The sequence below is a fragment of the Aquamicrobium aerolatum DSM 21857 genome, assembly GCF_900113935.1.
Taxonomy (GTDB): domain Bacteria; phylum Pseudomonadota; class Alphaproteobacteria; order Rhizobiales; family Rhizobiaceae; genus Aerobium; species Aerobium aerolatum.
The window spans coordinates 1-14776 of sequence record NZ_FORF01000037.1; the positions used below are offsets into that span (position 1 = coordinate 1).

Here is a 14776-nt window from a genome sequence, read left to right on the forward strand (position 1 = left end):
GCTGGCGGAAGCAGGCATCGAGCCTTCCGTAGGAAGCGTGGGCGACAGTTACGACAACGCGCTCGCCGAAACGATCAACGGTCTCTACAAGGCCGAGGTCATCCATCGAAGAGGACCATGGCGCGGCTTCGAAGCCGTGGAATTCGCCACCCTGGAATGGGTGGACTGGTTCAACAACAGGCGGCTTCTGGAGACCATCGGAAACATTCCGCCAGCGGAGGCCGAACAACGCTACTACGCCATGCTGGACGCCCCAGACATGGCCGCATAACTTAAACCAAACGGCCTCCGGCAAACCCGGCGCGGTTCACATTTACCAGCACCCCCGGCTTGTCCCAAATCCATTGTGAGCCGCGACCTGCTCGGCAAAAGGTCGGTCATGCTCGATGATGAATGCACGGGTTTGCGCCGATGCGGTCAGCTTGCGCCAGCCATCGCATTCACTGGCAGGTGCCGTCTGCGAACAGGCCGCCAAGAGCGGCGCACAGGCCAGCGTCATCCAGGTTGCGTATCTGGTCATCGGTCGCGTTCCTTTCGCGCAAGACTTCGACGGATAGGTTGAGGGTGGCCATGCGCTCCGCTGCAGCGCCTGCCTGATAGGCTTTGACGTAGCTGAAGGTGAGCAGGCCGAGGACGACGACAACGCCAGCCAATGCCGCGCCTGCGCGCGAGAACAGCAAGGCAGTCATCACGCCCACCCTGCCCTGACTTCATTGATCGCCGCCAGAAGGCGGTGGCGGAACAGAAAGAGCAGCACCAGCGACACGAGCCCGACACCCCCGATTGCCAGCACCGTCATCCAGTCGGCTCCAAAGATCGCACCCGCACCAGCTGCGCCACCGGTGAGAATGCTGGTAAACCAGCCTGCCCCGTTCGTCTGTCGCTTCACTTCCTGATCGACAGAGACCGGGACAACCGGCTTGGCAACTTCCTTCTCGATGATCGAAGGCCGCTCCGGCGTGGGGCGCGCGGCGAGTTCGAGGGCTTGGCGCCGTACGTCGCTGACGCGGCTCGCCCAGCCTTTGCCGAACGTCGGCCAAATCGGCAGGCGCTTGAGAAATGCTATACGGCTGTCGCACAGCTTGTGGATCACGTCGGCATGCAGCTTCGCGCGTGTTGCAGCCAGCGTTGCGGGTCCGATCTTGCCGTCTGTGGTGACACCGACAATGGCCTGTAGGTATTTGGCAGCACGAGCAGGCCCGCTGTTCACCGCGAAATCGAACACCGCGTAGTCGATCCCGTCTGGGAGTTCGGCACCAGCAACTGCATCCCAATAATGACGGCGATAGACCGCAGCGATCTGCTGGTCAGTGATCTTGCGCAGATCATCCTTGGTGGCATTCGGCTTCACATAGCGCCGGAACGTGGCGAGCGTGACGCCGCGCATCGTCGCGCCGCCAGGATCCTTCGGGTTGTCCGCCCACCCGCCTTCATGTTTGAGAACGAGCGAAAGCGCCCGCGCAAAATTGCGGTCCATGACAGATCCTTTGAGTTGGTACCATTGCGACAGCTGGAGACTGGTCAGCCGCGGCTGACATCAGTTCGGGAACGAAATCTTCGACAGCCGCGCCACACCCCCACCGGCTGGCAGGGTCTGTATCGCGACCTCAGTTGAGACGATGCTGAGCTCTCTGTTCTGGCCAGATGCGGCAGGCCAAACCTCGCAAGGATCCGGATTCGTGACGGATCAATTCATGCCGATTTGACGTCAAGGCTGCAAAAACCTCGACGAGGTCCGCCGCCTTTTGTCCAGTAATCACTATTTTGTTTGCTTGATGGGGAGTGCAGACAGCTAGAGATAGCTCATGCACCTGCCAGACGTTATCTGTGCGCAAAACAACCGAAGAACAGCTATATTTCTGTATGAATCAACGAAATATTGCTTTTCTCACACTTACTTCTGATCTGCCGCACCGTGAGTCGTCATACAATAATCGTTTGCCACGAATTCAATAATTCAAGCCCGAGCGTAACAGTGATCCCTGTTACTGAAAATAATATTCATACATACACTGGACAATCTCGCGCAGTTCTGTTTGTTTTCATCCCTGGAAACAGATGATTGCTGGGGTGGGGTTATCCGAAATGGCGAGAGGCAGAACGAGCGCTGATCTTCAGCAGGTCGACAGGACGGAATCTCGTGTCGAAATCGGGCGCTGGCTGAAAGCAAAACGTGAAGAAGCCGGACTGACACAGCGAGAGCTCGCTGAGAAAGTTGGCTCTCTGTACTACACCTATATTTCCCAGATTGAGCTTGGCCACGGAAAGATCATCCCTGAGCGCTGGGAGCGCTGGGCTGAAGTTCTGGAAATTCACCCGAGGATCTTCTCGCTCAAATTGCTCGAAGCCTATGAGCCCTGCGCATACCGCCTGATTTTCGGAGAGAGCGACAAGTAACGCTCATCTGGGGACCGAGACAATGCACGCTCAGCGCATCTTCTCTCATCAATTCAGCAGCACCAGCTTGCAGGAATTTTCAAATTCATCGGTCGCATGCAGCCCGATGTTTATCTGCGCTCCAAACTCATCTCCTTGGATCGCAGCGCTTGACGTCAATACAGCCAAACGGAGACTCCAATAATGGCACTTTCTTTTGACACGACATACTACTACCGCGAACGCCCAGACGTTCTTACAGCATGGCTTAACTCTGACCGGGCGCTCTCGCCGCAGGAATTCGCCCTTGCCCATTACAACGAATTCGGTTGGAAAGAAGGCTACAACCCGAACGAAGTATTCGACACGAACGAATACCTCGAGGCCAACCAGGACGTCGCTGCAGCAGGCGTAAATCCGTTCACGCACTATAACGAGTTCGGCCAGGCCGAAGGCCGTGCACCGAACGCCGACTTCCCTGCGCTCGAAGATTTTGACTGGGAAGCCTACGTCGACGCCAATCCGGATCTTCAGGCTGCTGGCATCAATACTGCCGCTGCTGCCTATGATCACTACATCACCTTTGGCTGGAACGAAGAGCGCCCTGGCGCGCCAGACAACGCAGAGTTCAAACTCAAGAAGGCTCTGGAGAACCTTCAGGCAGCAGAGCAGGCCGTTGCCGACTTTGTTGAGGAAAACGAGGATGTTGATGGCGCTCTGGTTGCTCTCAAAGCTCAACTGGACGACGCTCCTTCAGACGCGCAGCTTGGAGCAGCTGTCACGCAGGCTAACGCGGACCTTAGCGACGCTCAGGATGCAGTCGACGCAGTCGAAGGCCTTTCAGACGCTGCAGCAGCACTGACAAGTGCGCAGGAAGCTTACGTCGCTGCCGTCAAGGCTGGCCTGCCAGCGATGATTGCACTGCATGGTGAGGTTGCTTCGTTTATTGCTGTAAATGGACTTTCGCTAGCAGTAAGCGAAGATAGCTTCGGGAACGTCAGCTGGGGAGATCTGGCAGGCCTCGAGCCAGGCACAGCGATCTTGACCCTGGGCGACTACCAGATCCTGATTGTCGGTGAGAACGGTCAGCTCGAATTTGCAGAAGCAAACGACGAGTTCGATCCTGCAGCCCTACTGGGTGCATCGCAGCTTCTTGAAGACGGCCAGGCAGCTTTCGATGCTGCTGTCGCTTACGCAGCAGCGCGCGAAACATTCGAAGAAGCAATCCATAACTTCGTGTTGGCTGGCAACCCAGACTTCGACCTTGAAAGCTTCGACGGTGATCTCAACGACTTCTATGTCGAAGAAACTGGTGAACTGACCTCGCTGTTTGAAAGCCCGAGTGTAGGAGCAGATGAAGCCTACGCGCTCTATGAAGCTCTTCGCGCCGCACAGGACGATCTTGCAGAAGCTGAGGCCGCAGTAGCAGCTCGTGCTGAACTGCGTGGAGAGATCGCTGAGGCCCAGGCACTTGTCGACGCCCTGGAGACACTCCGAGAGGGTGTTACCGCAGCAGAGGAAGCGATCGAAGGTCTTGGTTACAGCAAGCCGGTTGTCGTGGCAGGCACTGCTGACGGCGACGATGAGAAAAACGATATTTTCGTGTTCGGCGGGGAAAACGATGTTAATGACATCATTAACAACTTCGGCGAAGGCGACCTGCTCTTCATCGGCAACAACTACTCTGCAATCACCGTCGCAGACGATGCCGACCTGGACGGCAAGGCCGACTTCGGTTCGCTCACCGGCCTCGACATCTTCCTCCAGCAGGACGGAAACGATACGCTCGTTTACGTCGAGCTCGAGACCTATGATGGCCATCTGAATGGCGATTGGGCAGGGGAGACGATCCGTCTCGTTGGCGTCGATGCAGGCGACCTGACCTTCCAGAACGGCGCTCTGCGCTACACCGACACTGCGATCGCCTGATCGATCGTCAGCCAGTCATGAGAGAGGGGGCCAATCGGTCCCCTTTTTCTTTGCCGGTCAGTATCTCCTGCCCCCGCCAGCATCGCCCAGCGACCTCGGACTGCGAAACTGAGCCGGGCGCGGTGAGCCAGCCTCTGAACCGGTGGCCTCAGCCCCGCCCGACTGGGCAGATCTATCCTGCGAACCGGTCCCGGTCTTGCCGCCAGTTTTCGCAGGCACGTAGAGCTTGGCTTCAACCTGCGTCGTGTAACCCGATTTTGAGATCGTGTGTGTCGCCGTCTCGATGATGAAGTCGATCTCATCAAGCTCCGGTCGAACACCGCTGTAGAAAAACAGCGCACCGGCGCGGATAGTGGGATCGCCAATCAGCGTCACGCTGGTCCGGATGGTTTCCCGTTTCAGGTCGGCTGCCTTGGCCCCGGCTGCGCGCTTCGCCTCTGTCTCATCTGCGAATGGCTCCGCCAGCGTGTAATCGGCAGTTCCATTCTCATCACTCTCTTCCTCGACCTCAACGACCTTCGCCTCTTCACGGTCCTGGGCGCGCGCCTTGACCTTCTTGAACTGATGACGAAACGAGAACGTGGTCTTGCAGGTGTCGGCCACGATATTGGCAGGCGTCGCGATCGTGTGAGGCAGCGCAGCGCCTGACACCGAGCGACCGGTCCCCTTGGCTGCAAAGATCAGCCTGCCAGCCTTTATCGAGAAAAAAGCGCCATGGCGGCGAGCCAGGCGTTCGACAACGTGAAGATCGCTCTCATCCTGCTGGCCAAACCATTCATAGACGTGACTGCCGATCTCCCCATCGATGACCGGGTCAAGGTCGTTTTCAGCGGCGATCTCGGAGACGATGTCTTTAACCGTCTTCTTTTCCCAATGGCGCGATCGATGCTGCTTTGCCTGGTCGCGAACATTGGCCCCTTTGCCGTTGACAGTCATGCCATATGGCAGACAGGTGACCTCAGGATCATCAGCAGTATAGGTTCCGAAGTCTTCCATACCGGTCTCGCGATAGCCAAGCTTCACGCTGATCGTGTCTCCCTTCATCGGGATCTTCGCGAACGGGCTGCCGTCATTCAGCTCACACGACACCGTGTCGCTGGTGACGCCCTCCTTGTCCGTCACCGTCACACTGACGATCCTTTCATTGAAGATCGATGCGACAGGTTTTCCGTTGACCGTAATCTCTGCAGCTGGTGACTTCATCGCTTAGGTCCACAGGGCCACGGTCTTGATGACTTCTGAAGCTTTCGGAACGCGCGGAAGGACGATCAGCATATTCGCAGGCAGCAACGGCCCGGCTGCCGCCAGGCCGGGGTTTGCGTCAAGAACGGCCTCGACATACCCGCTCTCATCGCCATAGGCGCGTCGGCAGATCGCATCGATCATTTCCCCATGATGTGTGCGATAGGTGGTCGGCATGGTGACTATCCAAACAGCGTCTGAACGATAGAGATCGGGGACAAGCTTGCCCCGCCGGGGTGACGCCTCAACCCGAGACGGAATATGTTTTTCCGTGGCAGTCCAAACTCATCGTGGAAAGATTGGTCCTCGGAGACCATCTCGATCACGTGCATGCCGTAGACATTTCCTGCCAGGGTGATGAGCGGCAGCACCATTCCTGATGCCGCCGCGCCACGTATGCTTTCCAGAACAGCAAGGCCGCCGAACTCTTTCGGAAAGATCACACCCTCAACCATGACGGCATCATCATCGCCGCCAGTCCACTGGATACTGTTGAGGCCGCCCACTGTGGGAACATCTGCCCAGCGCGTCGACAGAGTGCGCCCAAGCCCGTTGTAGCCAAACCGCGTTGCGTGGAACATGAAGGGGCCCAAAGCCATCGGGATCGCCATTACGCAACTCCATCGGAATAAGAGCCGTTCATCAGCGAAGCCAGCTCGGCTGAAATGGCATCGCGCGTGGCTGATGCGATCTGCCGCGGATCGGCATTCGTTGACGCATTGACGGTGACGTTGATGACCGGTGCGGGCATCGGGTTGACCACGCGAACCTGTTGCGTGCCGGTCGGCCTGGTCTGGACCGTCGGCACGTCGATCAGCGTCACCTCTTGCGGCCCCTTTCGGCTATCGAGCAGATCACGGATATCGTTCATCTGCCGATCGAGGTTGAGCATCGACCTGCTCTCGGCTTCGCGCGGCGACGGGCCGCTGGCCCCAGCAAATCCGCCCGGCGTCGCTGCAGCAGGTGCAAGCGCACGAAGTGACGGAAACAGAAGACCAAGCTCGCGATCGAGCGCCAGCAGATTGCCCAGCGTTGAGGGCGACTGCCCGCCGGTTCGCTCGGCAGCTTTTGCACGTTGCTCGCTCGTGTAAAGCTGATCGGCGACTTTGTTGAGCCCGGCTTCGATAGCCCACTCGCCAGCAGCCAGAAGACCGGTTGCGATCAATCCGCCCTTGCCAAACAGGTTTTTTGCGGCTGCCCCCCAGCCCGTCGGTTTGGGCGTGATTGCGGGTAGATCCATCATGGGCGCCGGCACGGGTGCTCGCCTGACCGGCGTGCCTGTCGGGCCGCGTCTGACGGGAGCAGTATTTCCGGCCTCAGGGGCAAAAGGTGACTTGAAACCTTTCGCGGGCTTTGTCGCCAAACCAGGCGTCGCGGGTGGCCTGGAACCCGGCACTGCGGTTTTCGGGGACGCGGGCGCTGCCTTCGGTGCGGCTGGCATCGCTGGCTTGCCGCGCCCGAATAGCTTTCCGATCGCCTTGCCAAGCTTTGCTGTGGGGCCAACCAGCATTAGGATGCCCGCGCCAATGGCCGCCCATTCGAGCGCCTCGACGCCCTTCATGTTCTCAACAAAGTTCCCGATGCTGTCAGCGCCCTTCACTGCCTCGATCAGCTTCGCCACAGCGATCGCGGCAAGGAAGATGCGACCTGTCTTTGAAAGGGCCAATGCGGCCGCACCAGACGCAAGGCCGAGCAAGGCACGACCAGTCAGCGCGATCGCGAGCGCACCACCAACCGTCGCCGCACCGCTCGTCCTGGAAATCGCATCGCCAACATGGCCGACAGCGCCCCAGACGTCTCCTGACCGGATATCATCGGCGAAGGCACGAAAATCACGACCGACATTCCGGAAGGTGTTGCTGATCTTGGCAAGCCCGACAGCGCGCTCGTCTGCGCCGTCCAGCACATGCCCATCAAAGGCTTTGCCAAACAACGTATCGCCCATATCGTTGATGAGCTTGCGCAGGCCGCCATCGCCGCCATAGCCGAATCCGCCCATGAAAGCAGAAAAGCCCGCCTTCACCTCGTCGAGGACACCGATGCGTTTGTGTAACGTATCAAGCACGTCGCCGACGCCAAGGCCAAGTTCCTTGATCGCCGGAAGCCAGCTATCGCCGACGCCGATGCCAAACGCCCGGAACTTGTTCCAAAGAATGGACAGTGCGTTGCCGCTGGTTTCGGCTCGAACCATGTATTCTTCAAACGCCGAACCCGCATAGTCTGTCTCGCGCGCGACCAGCCCGAGCTGTCGTTTCAACTCCTTTGTATTGTTGATGATCGGCATTAGCGCGCGGGCTTCGCGCCCAAACACGCTGATCGCCGTGGAGAGCCGCTCATGCTCGGGCAGCGCCTGGATGCGCTCGAACACGTCAAGCATAGTGCCTGTCGCATTATCGTTAAATCGCTTTGAAAGCTTGGTGTAATCCAGCCCAAGGCGCTTGAACGATGCCCGTGTTTTCTTCGATGAACTATCGGCATCCGCCAGCGCCATGCCCATATTGCGGAATGACGTTGCCGCAATGTTGGATTCTGCACCCATGGAGATCATGGCCGACCCGAACGCCAGAGACTCGGTGGCTGCAAATCCATACATTTGGCCTTGCGCTGCAATGCGCTTCGAATAGTCGATCAGGTCTGGTGCACGGGCTGCAGTATTATTGCCCAGATGGTTGAGCGCGTCCGCATAAAGGCCGATCTGATCAACGCCGAACCCGAGCTGCGTCTTGATTTCCGCCAGCGCCTGCGATGTCTCGCTCTCGGTCGTGTCCCATGCCACGGCCACCTTTGCGACCATTTCAGAAAACTTGCCCAGCTCGCGGATCGGAATGTTGGACTGGCCTGCAGCAGCGTAAATGGCAGCGATGCCCTCTGCCGAGGTCGGCAGCATCCTGGACATCGACAGGATTTCATGACGGATCTCCTGAAGCTGCGCTGGCGTGCCGTCGACTACCTTGCGGACATCGGCGAACGATTCCTCAAACTTGATCGCCGCGCCAACGGTGCCACCGATGCCTTTGGTAATGCCGACATAGCCCGCACCCATTGCAATCAGGTTGCGCACCGCCCCGCCGGTAAAAGCACTGCCCAGCATCGCGCCGCTGGTGCGCTGTGCAGAATTCTGCAGCCGATTCAGCGCAGCGCTGACGCCCCTTGCTGGCCTTGAGACACCGTCGACGAGGCTGACGATCAGTTTTGATGTACGTGTCGACATGTCAGCCTTTGCCTTTCCTTGATTTCGGCGGCGCCAGAAGCGAGACCAGTTCATCGCGCCAAAGCAGCGCTTCGTCGGGGGTCATCGCCAGTATTTCTGAGAGCGGCGTGTTGAGTTCCCGGCAGAGCCAGGCGGCTAACCGCCGCCACCCCCCTCTGCTGTTTTCATGAAAGGGCTGATAGCGCGATCGCAGGTCGCATAATCAGCCATGGAGAACTCGCCGATCTCCGACATGGTTGCGTCGGAAAGCTGGGCAATCATCAGCGCCGTCATGCCGTGCGAGCCCTGTATGCCTGCCACAATGGCGGCACGCTCGACGTCCAGCAGGTCAGCCAGCTTCGGCACCCGAAAGCTGATGCTGTCTACTTCATTACCTGCAACGGTGTAGGACCTGGAAAGTTTTGCGACGATGGCAGTGTCAGTCATTGGATGCTCCTATCAGACCAGCAGGGCGCGGCGGATGCTGGCGGTCTGGGAAACACCGCCAACGGACACGTCGAACGGATCGGCCTCGACCAGCACATTGCCTTCGACCTCAAGGCGGTATTTGCGGATGCTGATCGAATATTCCGTCTCGGCCTTTTCGCCGGGAGACCATGAGCCTGGATCGAACGCAGTCAGCCGGCCGACCATATAGGCTGTGGCGCTGAAGACCCGGCCATCCTCATGCGCGAGCGCGCCCGTAGCGAGGAACTCCTTGTTGACGCCCACCGCCAGCCCGAACAGCTTGATGACGACAGGATCGAAAGAGGTCAGCTTGAAACCTGCCTCGGGCTTTTCGTAGCCCATCGGAACATCGATTGGCATCACCATGCCGGCGTTGCGGATTTCCTCAAGCTTTTCGGTCGGCACCGGCAGGGTGATTTCACTCGCCTGCCCGATCTGGGAAACCCGGTCGACGAAGATGTTGCAGTTGCGCAAGATGTAATTCGGCATGTCTGACATGGCCGGGACCTTTCATCATTGGTGATGGAGATGCCGGCTGCCCTGATGCAGCCGGCGAGATCGTGATGGCGATATCGCGATCAGGCAGCCAGCGAGCCGCTGCTGAGTTCCTGGATCGCCTGGTTGAGCAGAAGCTCATACGCAACAATGTTGCGATGTGCGGTAATGCGGATATCCGTCATGGGTGCCGGCGGCTCGAACTTGACGCCCAGCTTGACGATGCCCTGCGCCATGTCCTCTTCGCTGTTGCTATCCAGCAGCCAGACATCCGAGCCGGGGAGAAGCGCGCCCTCAAGCTCCATCGTGCGCATGTGATTGCGTCCGCCCTCAACCAGGAATTTCACATTGGCGAGCGAGAACGGGCGATCATTGAACTCGATATAGGCGCGCATCAGGCCCTGATTGACCGCATCCGCAGTCCGCCGCACCGGGATGAACTGCCACATTGGATCGCTGGCGCATGTCCACACGCCCCACAGCCGGAAACCGCTATTGTCAATGTTGACGATTGTGTTGACGCGATTTTCGTTGAGATAGTTCGACTGTGGCCCATATTCGATCGGTCGGTTGACCCCACCGATGCCAGCGACTTCAACATTCGAACCCGCCCACCAGAAGCCCTGTTCCAGATCCATGCGTGCCTGACGGGCCGCCCAGATCGGCGATGATGGCCGAGGCAGGTAAACCGCGTCATCTGTGTCGAACTTCAGAACCTTCGGATCACAGATTGCGATACGCTCGGAATTGATCAGCCCGCGATACTGGACCGCCGCCTGGTCGGAAGTGTCGGGACCATCGACATACACCATGGCCTTGAGGGTGTCGGCGACGCTCATCAGCTCGGCCACGACCGGGTTCATCGCCGTGCCTTTGGTCGCAGTTGCCGCCGCATTCTCGCCTGCGCCCGCAATCGTCACGGTGACCGCGCCGCTATAGCCGCTGCCGGGATTGGTGACCTTGATCGCGGTGATCGCGCCATCCACCACAATGGCCGTGGCAGCAGCGCCGCTGCCACCTGAACCGGTAATGGTCACCGCGGTGGTTTCTGCGACATAGCCGGTGCCGCCATTGGTCACCGCAATCGAAAGGATACCATTTTCGGGCAGCGCCTGCGTCAGGCCGGGGGCGACGATCAGCTTTGGCTGGTAAAGGCCATCTGGCGCGGCCCTGCGAAAGGCGTGTACGCCGGTGAATGCGACCTGGCTGCCAATGGCATTGGCCCACAGTGCCGCCATTTCAGTTTCTTCCTCGATACGCACGACGATCACCGGACAGACGATCTGGTCGAAGATGCTGTCCAGCGCTTCAGGTATGGTTCCGGTGACGCCCAGATCCACCGCATCCTGTGGGCGCAAGATCTGGATCGGCTTGTTCAGCGGAAACTTGACCGCATCAGCATCCGGCGCAGTGCCAATGAGGCCGATAACGGCTGTCTGGGCCGTTCTGACAAGAAGCGGTGTATCGGCACTCTCGAATACGCGCGTGCCGTGGTGAAAGGACACAGAAGCCATGTTTCGGCTCTCCCGTTTCATTGGCCTCACGGGCCGGTTGGTGAAGTAAGTATCCGGAATCAAGCCCGGTTTTGTTGGGCTGAATAAGCAGTCGCAAATGATCGCTCAGGCGCCCGACAGCAACTCCAAGACAAACTTTGCGCAAAAAAGCATCTGTTCTGTCGGATTTTTTATCCAGTTATCACTGTATTTTTTTGACAGATATGATCGCGAACGCGCCCCATCACCCTATAGCCGGCAGCAAAAATCCCGGCGGCGACGTGGGCTGCGGGTGCGCCTCAAAAATCCGCATAAAATACTGAAACATAGAATCTTTTTCAGAAATATCAACTTGTATCCAATCTCAATAGACGCAGATGACGAGAGAAAATTCCGCTTCAAAAACGATAGTCGTTACCTGAAAAGCGATGCAACGATGCGTGGTTGCAAGTGCGGTGGTGATATATAGTTCGGTGCCAGCACGTAATTTTCTGCTAGACTCCTGACTTTTACTTTGCATACTCCCGATCAGCTTGTGGGAATTTGCTTTCGGGAGAGCATCTATGGCCAAGGGGAGACTAAGCGCTGATATGAGGGATGTTGAACGCCCTTCACATCGCGCAGAAGCTGGTCGCTGGCTTAGGCAGAAAAGAGAGGCGGCCGGACTGACTCAGCGAGAACTCGCTGAGAAGGTTGGCGTCCTTTACTACACCTATATTTCACAAGTTGAGCTCGGTCAGGGAAAGATAATCCCTGAGCGCTGGCCGGCTTGGGCCGAGGCGCTTGATGTTCACCCGCGCATCTTCTCGATGAAGATGCTGCAGTCCTACGAACCCTTCGCATACAAGATGATTTTTGGCGATGATGAGCTTCAATAACTGAAGACTTTTCAATCGCCCTGAGAATTCGCCGGCATGCATGCAAAGCCGGTGAATATTGCAAGCATCGCGGGGATGCTGATTGCTTGCAAGCTTTGACGTCAAGCCTATTCACTACGGAGATAGATAATGGCTCTCACTCACCTTTCATTCGACGCAACTTATTACATGACAGAACGTCCGGACGTTCTGACCGCCTACGTCAATGCTGGCGCCGAAACAGGCACCGGCATGAACTGGGCTCAGTTCGCTGAGCAGCACTACAACGACTTCGGCTGGAAAGAGGGCTACAACCCGAACGCCATCTTCGATACCTCCGAATATCTCGCAGCCAACATTGACGTGCTGAACGCTGGCGTGAACCCATTCCAGCACTACCTGCAGTTCGGTGCCTACGAGAAGCGCGCTCCAAGCGATTCCTTCATTTCCTTTGAAGATTTCGACTGGGAAACCTACCTCGGCGCCAACTCCGATCTGACCGACGCGGGCATCGAGACTGCTGAAGACGCCTATGGCCACTACGTTCTCTTCGGCCAGTTCGAAGTGCGTGACGGCAAGCCGGAAGAGGCAATTCCGTCAGTTCCGGGCGAGACCTACACGCTCACTACTGGTGTGGACGCTGGCGCCGACTTCACGGGCACCGCGGACAACGACACTTTCCGCGCCTTCGATATGGATGGTCCGTCTGGCACCGCTGGCGCGACGTTGCAGTCGTGGGACATTCTCGACGGTGGCGCCGGCGTTGACACGCTGAATATCGCTACTGGGGCGGCCGCTGACAACGCAGCGCCTACGCTCCGCAACATCGAGATCATCAACAACGCTCACCTAGGCCAGACGATTAATCTCGCTTCGGCCACGGGCGTTCAGCAGATCTGGACGGACATGACGGGCTTTACCGGCACAGCTGCTACCCGTTATAACGACGCATCAGTTGCAACTATCTTTGGCATAAAGGGAGCCGAAGGTAGCAATAGCGACGTGAATATTACTTTTGCGGACAGCCTTGAAGGGGATACGACCGTCAACTTCGCCCTTGAAGGAAATGCAGCTGGCTCCTATGCCGGTTTCTACCTTGAAGACGAAGGTGTTGAAAACGCTGTAATCACGGTTGCTGAGGGTAACGGCGGATTCACTACGGTGAGTGGCGTATCGAGCGTGACTGCCTCTGGTGCGGGCGACTTCGGGTTTTATACGTGGGATAACACGACCATTGAATCGTTTAACGCCTCCGCTGTAACCGGCGACGTCTACCTCACGGGAGCTGCCGGCGGAACTGCCGCTGCCTTTGATGAAGATGCGAACATCTCCAGCGGTGCCGGAAACGATCGTATTTACGTCGGCAACTCCGATGGCGCCCTGACGATCAGCACTGGTGCCGGCAACGACATCATCGTCAGCGGTTCTGGCAACGACACCATCATCGCGGGCGCGGGCAAGAACGACCTCACCGGCGGCTTGGGTGAAGATACATTCGTGCTTGATATCAAAGGCACAGTTTTGGGCAGCCTGGACGTCATCAATGATTTCAATTTCGGCGACGCTCAAGATACACTGGTCTTCGGTGAGACCGAACTGACGAACGACAATTTCGCATCAGTGGGCATTGCGGTTTCTTACAACGATTTGCGCGAACTGGCCCAGGGCGCGTTTAGCGACGACGTTTCGTTTGTTGCAGGGACATTTGGAGCCGACACCTACGTCTTCCATGACGCAGATGCGGACGGCGTAGCCGATGCAGCGGTTAAACTGATAGGTACGGGTAGCCTCCTCGGCGCCGATGCATTCGAAGTTGCTGCTGTATAAGTCCTTTCCACTAGGATAACTAAGTAAAGTTTTCCGCTGGTCTATCCCCTCCGGGGGGTAGGCCAGGTCAAAAAACGGTAAACACTTAGTGCAAAAAAGCTGAAGTAGCCGATATTTGTTCTGAAGCGCTGTCGAATGAACCCTGAGATGGCGTTCTGAGTTTCAGCGCAGATGGGATAACGAAGTTGCCTCAGCACGAAGAGCCCCGTTCGCGGGGCTTTTCCACATGCGGGTCATGGGATGATTCGCATTCGTATTCAACGAGAGTCCATTGGACAAGCGACCGGGCAGGACGATAAGCCTCAGAGCGACTAGCTCGCGAACCGTCGAGGTTGCGGGCGAGGCAAGGCGCCAGCCGCGCAGGTGCCGCCAGGCACCGGAGAGCACCCGAAGGGCTGTGCAGGCCCGGCGGCCGGAACAGCATCCAGCCCCCAAGGCTGGATGTGCCCCTTTGGGGGGAGCCGGCAAAGGGAGAATCCTCTCGGGATTCAGGCGCCCCAGCGCCGGCCCGCCTGACGGGGGGCAAAGCCCCCGGCCCCGGGGCACTCGGGCTGTCCGTCGTCAGATCATTTGGCGCAGTTTGGGTCTTGGATTAGCGGAGTATCGGCCTCGTCTTTGGGTTGATGTTATGCGGCGAGCTTGCGGTGCTGCAAGCGCCGATGCTGGATGGTTTGTCGTTTGATCCTTTCGCGCTGTTTTATGATGGCTGCGGCCCTGCCGAAGTAGGCGTCTGCCGGGGTCACGTTGTCGAGGCTCTCATGATAGCGCCTGTGATTGTAGTGTTCGACGAAGGCGCCGATCTGGGCCTCCAGGTCGCCGGGCAGGAAGTAGTTCTCCAGCAGGATGCGGTTCTTCATGGTTTGGTGCCAGCGCTCGATCTTGCCCTGGGTCTGGGGATG

16 protein-coding genes are annotated in these 14776 nt (G+C 58.0%); 6 read left to right on the forward strand and 10 right to left on the reverse strand.

The genetic code is table 11. The annotated features are described in order from the left end of the window. Positions 1-271, forward strand: a 271-nt coding sequence (locus BMZ42_RS17220; RefSeq protein WP_139207998.1) for an integrase core domain-containing protein, incomplete at its 5' end; no start/stop codon positions are given. Between the two features lie 169 nt (positions 272-440). Here the strand turns inward: BMZ42_RS17220 and BMZ42_RS17865 are convergent. Further along, the gene (locus BMZ42_RS17865) at positions 441-689 is read right to left on the reverse strand and encodes a hypothetical protein (RefSeq protein WP_139207999.1); all 249 of its coding nucleotides are present in this window, start codon (positions 687-689) and stop codon (positions 441-443) included. Further along, the gene (locus tag BMZ42_RS17230) at positions 689-1477 is read right to left on the reverse strand and encodes a glycoside hydrolase family 108 protein (protein ID WP_091525021.1); all 789 of its coding nucleotides are present in this window, start codon (positions 1475-1477) and stop codon (positions 689-691) included. The genes BMZ42_RS17865 and BMZ42_RS17230 overlap by 1 nt, the downstream gene beginning before the upstream one ends. Before the next feature lie 608 nt (positions 1478-2085). On the opposite strand from BMZ42_RS17230, the gene BMZ42_RS17235 reads away from it, so the two are divergent. Both BMZ42_RS17235 and BMZ42_RS17240 read left to right on the forward strand, forming a co-directional pair. Beyond that, positions 2086-2397, forward strand: a complete 312-nt coding sequence (locus BMZ42_RS17235) for a helix-turn-helix domain-containing protein (protein ID WP_091525026.1) — start codon at positions 2086-2088, stop codon at positions 2395-2397. Positions 2398-2580: 183 nt separating this feature from the next. Continuing rightward, positions 2581-4305 (forward strand): hypothetical protein, encoded by a 1725-nt coding sequence (locus BMZ42_RS17240; protein WP_091525029.1) that lies wholly within the window; start codon positions 2581-2583, stop codon positions 4303-4305. A gap of 57 nt (positions 4306-4362) precedes the next feature. Here BMZ42_RS17240 and BMZ42_RS17245 read toward each other — a convergent pair whose 3' ends face one another. The 7 genes from BMZ42_RS17245 to BMZ42_RS17275 form a co-directional block, all read right to left on the reverse strand. Further along, on the reverse strand, positions 4363-5508 hold the full coding sequence (locus BMZ42_RS17245) for a phage late control D family protein (RefSeq protein ID WP_091525034.1): 1146 nt from the start codon (positions 5506-5508) through the stop codon (positions 4363-4365). Between the two features lie 3 nt (positions 5509-5511). Next, on the reverse strand, positions 5512-5724 hold the full coding sequence (locus BMZ42_RS17250; RefSeq protein WP_091525039.1) for a tail protein X: 213 nt from the start codon (positions 5722-5724) through the stop codon (positions 5512-5514). Positions 5725-5729: 5 nt separating this feature from the next. Beyond that, on the reverse strand, positions 5730-6158 hold the full coding sequence (locus BMZ42_RS17255) for a phage tail protein (protein ID WP_091525043.1): 429 nt from the start codon (positions 6156-6158) through the stop codon (positions 5730-5732). After that, complete coding sequence (locus tag BMZ42_RS17260; RefSeq protein ID WP_175556780.1) at positions 6158-8758, reverse strand: phage tail tape measure protein; 2601 nt, start codon at positions 8756-8758, stop codon at positions 6158-6160. The genes BMZ42_RS17255 and BMZ42_RS17260 overlap by 1 nt, the downstream gene beginning before the upstream one ends. Before the next feature lie 135 nt (positions 8759-8893). After that, on the reverse strand, positions 8894-9184 hold the full coding sequence (locus BMZ42_RS17265; protein ID WP_091525051.1) for a phage tail assembly protein: 291 nt from the start codon (positions 9182-9184) through the stop codon (positions 8894-8896). A 12-nt stretch (positions 9185-9196) separates the two neighbouring features. Further along, positions 9197-9703, reverse strand: a complete 507-nt coding sequence (locus tag BMZ42_RS17270) for a phage major tail tube protein (protein WP_091525056.1) — start codon at positions 9701-9703, stop codon at positions 9197-9199. Between the two features lie 80 nt (positions 9704-9783). Further along, a complete protein-coding gene (locus BMZ42_RS17275) occupies positions 9784-11214 on the reverse strand; it encodes a phage tail sheath subtilisin-like domain-containing protein (RefSeq protein ID WP_091525058.1) in 1431 nt (476 codons plus the stop codon). A gap of 97 nt (positions 11215-11311) precedes the next feature. Between BMZ42_RS17275 and BMZ42_RS18175 the strand changes: the two genes are divergently transcribed. The 3 genes from BMZ42_RS18175 (at position 11312) to BMZ42_RS17285 (ending at position 13877) form a co-directional block, all read left to right on the forward strand. Then, on the forward strand, positions 11312-11662 hold the full coding sequence (locus BMZ42_RS18175; RefSeq protein WP_210185243.1) for a hypothetical protein: 351 nt from the start codon (positions 11312-11314) through the stop codon (positions 11660-11662). A gap of 94 nt (positions 11663-11756) precedes the next feature. Next, positions 11757-12071 (forward strand): helix-turn-helix domain-containing protein, encoded by a 315-nt coding sequence (locus BMZ42_RS17280; protein ID WP_091525061.1) that lies wholly within the window; start codon positions 11757-11759, stop codon positions 12069-12071. A gap of 129 nt (positions 12072-12200) precedes the next feature. Further along, the gene (locus tag BMZ42_RS17285) at positions 12201-13877 is read left to right on the forward strand and encodes a calcium-binding protein (RefSeq protein WP_091525063.1); all 1677 of its coding nucleotides are present in this window, start codon (positions 12201-12203) and stop codon (positions 13875-13877) included. Positions 13878-14503: 626 nt separating this feature from the next. Here the strand turns inward: BMZ42_RS17285 and BMZ42_RS17290 are convergent. Further along, on the reverse strand, positions 14504-14776 hold a 273-nt coding region (locus tag BMZ42_RS17290; protein WP_139207973.1), incomplete at its 5' end, for an integrase core domain-containing protein.

Excerpts from the sequence above, each read along its gene's own strand:
- BMZ42_RS17865 (WP_139207999.1), bottom strand. The coding sequence starts at position 689 with ATGACTGCCTTGCTGTTCTCGCGCGCAGGCGCGGCATTGGCTGGCGTT.
- BMZ42_RS17230 (WP_091525021.1), bottom strand. The coding sequence starts at position 1,477 with ATGGACCGCAATTTTGCGCGGGCGCTTTCGCTCGTTCTCAAACATGAA.
- BMZ42_RS17235 (WP_091525026.1), top strand. The coding sequence starts at position 2,086 with ATGGCGAGAGGCAGAACGAGCGCTGATCTTCAGCAGGTCGACAGGACG.
- BMZ42_RS17240 (WP_091525029.1), top strand. The coding sequence starts at position 2,581 with ATGGCACTTTCTTTTGACACGACATACTACTACCGCGAACGCCCAGAC.
- BMZ42_RS17245 (WP_091525034.1), bottom strand. The coding sequence starts at position 5,508 with ATGAAGTCACCAGCTGCAGAGATTACGGTCAACGGAAAACCTGTCGCA.
- BMZ42_RS17250 (WP_091525039.1), bottom strand. The coding sequence starts at position 5,724 with ATGCCGACCACCTATCGCACACATCATGGGGAAATGATCGATGCGATC.
- BMZ42_RS17255 (WP_091525043.1), bottom strand. The coding sequence starts at position 6,158 with ATGGCGATCCCGATGGCTTTGGGCCCCTTCATGTTCCACGCAACGCGG.
- BMZ42_RS17260 (WP_175556780.1), bottom strand. The coding sequence starts at position 8,758 with ATGTCGACACGTACATCAAAACTGATCGTCAGCCTCGTCGACGGTGTC.
- BMZ42_RS17265 (WP_091525051.1), bottom strand. The coding sequence starts at position 9,184 with ATGACTGACACTGCCATCGTCGCAAAACTTTCCAGGTCCTACACCGTT.
- BMZ42_RS17270 (WP_091525056.1), bottom strand. The coding sequence starts at position 9,703 with ATGTCAGACATGCCGAATTACATCTTGCGCAACTGCAACATCTTCGTC.
- BMZ42_RS17275 (WP_091525058.1), bottom strand. The coding sequence starts at position 11,214 with ATGGCTTCTGTGTCCTTTCACCACGGCACGCGCGTATTCGAGAGTGCC.
- BMZ42_RS18175 (WP_210185243.1), top strand. The coding sequence starts at position 11,312 with ATGATCGCTCAGGCGCCCGACAGCAACTCCAAGACAAACTTTGCGCAA.
- BMZ42_RS17280 (WP_091525061.1), top strand. The coding sequence starts at position 11,757 with ATGGCCAAGGGGAGACTAAGCGCTGATATGAGGGATGTTGAACGCCCT.
- BMZ42_RS17285 (WP_091525063.1), top strand. The coding sequence starts at position 12,201 with ATGGCTCTCACTCACCTTTCATTCGACGCAACTTATTACATGACAGAA.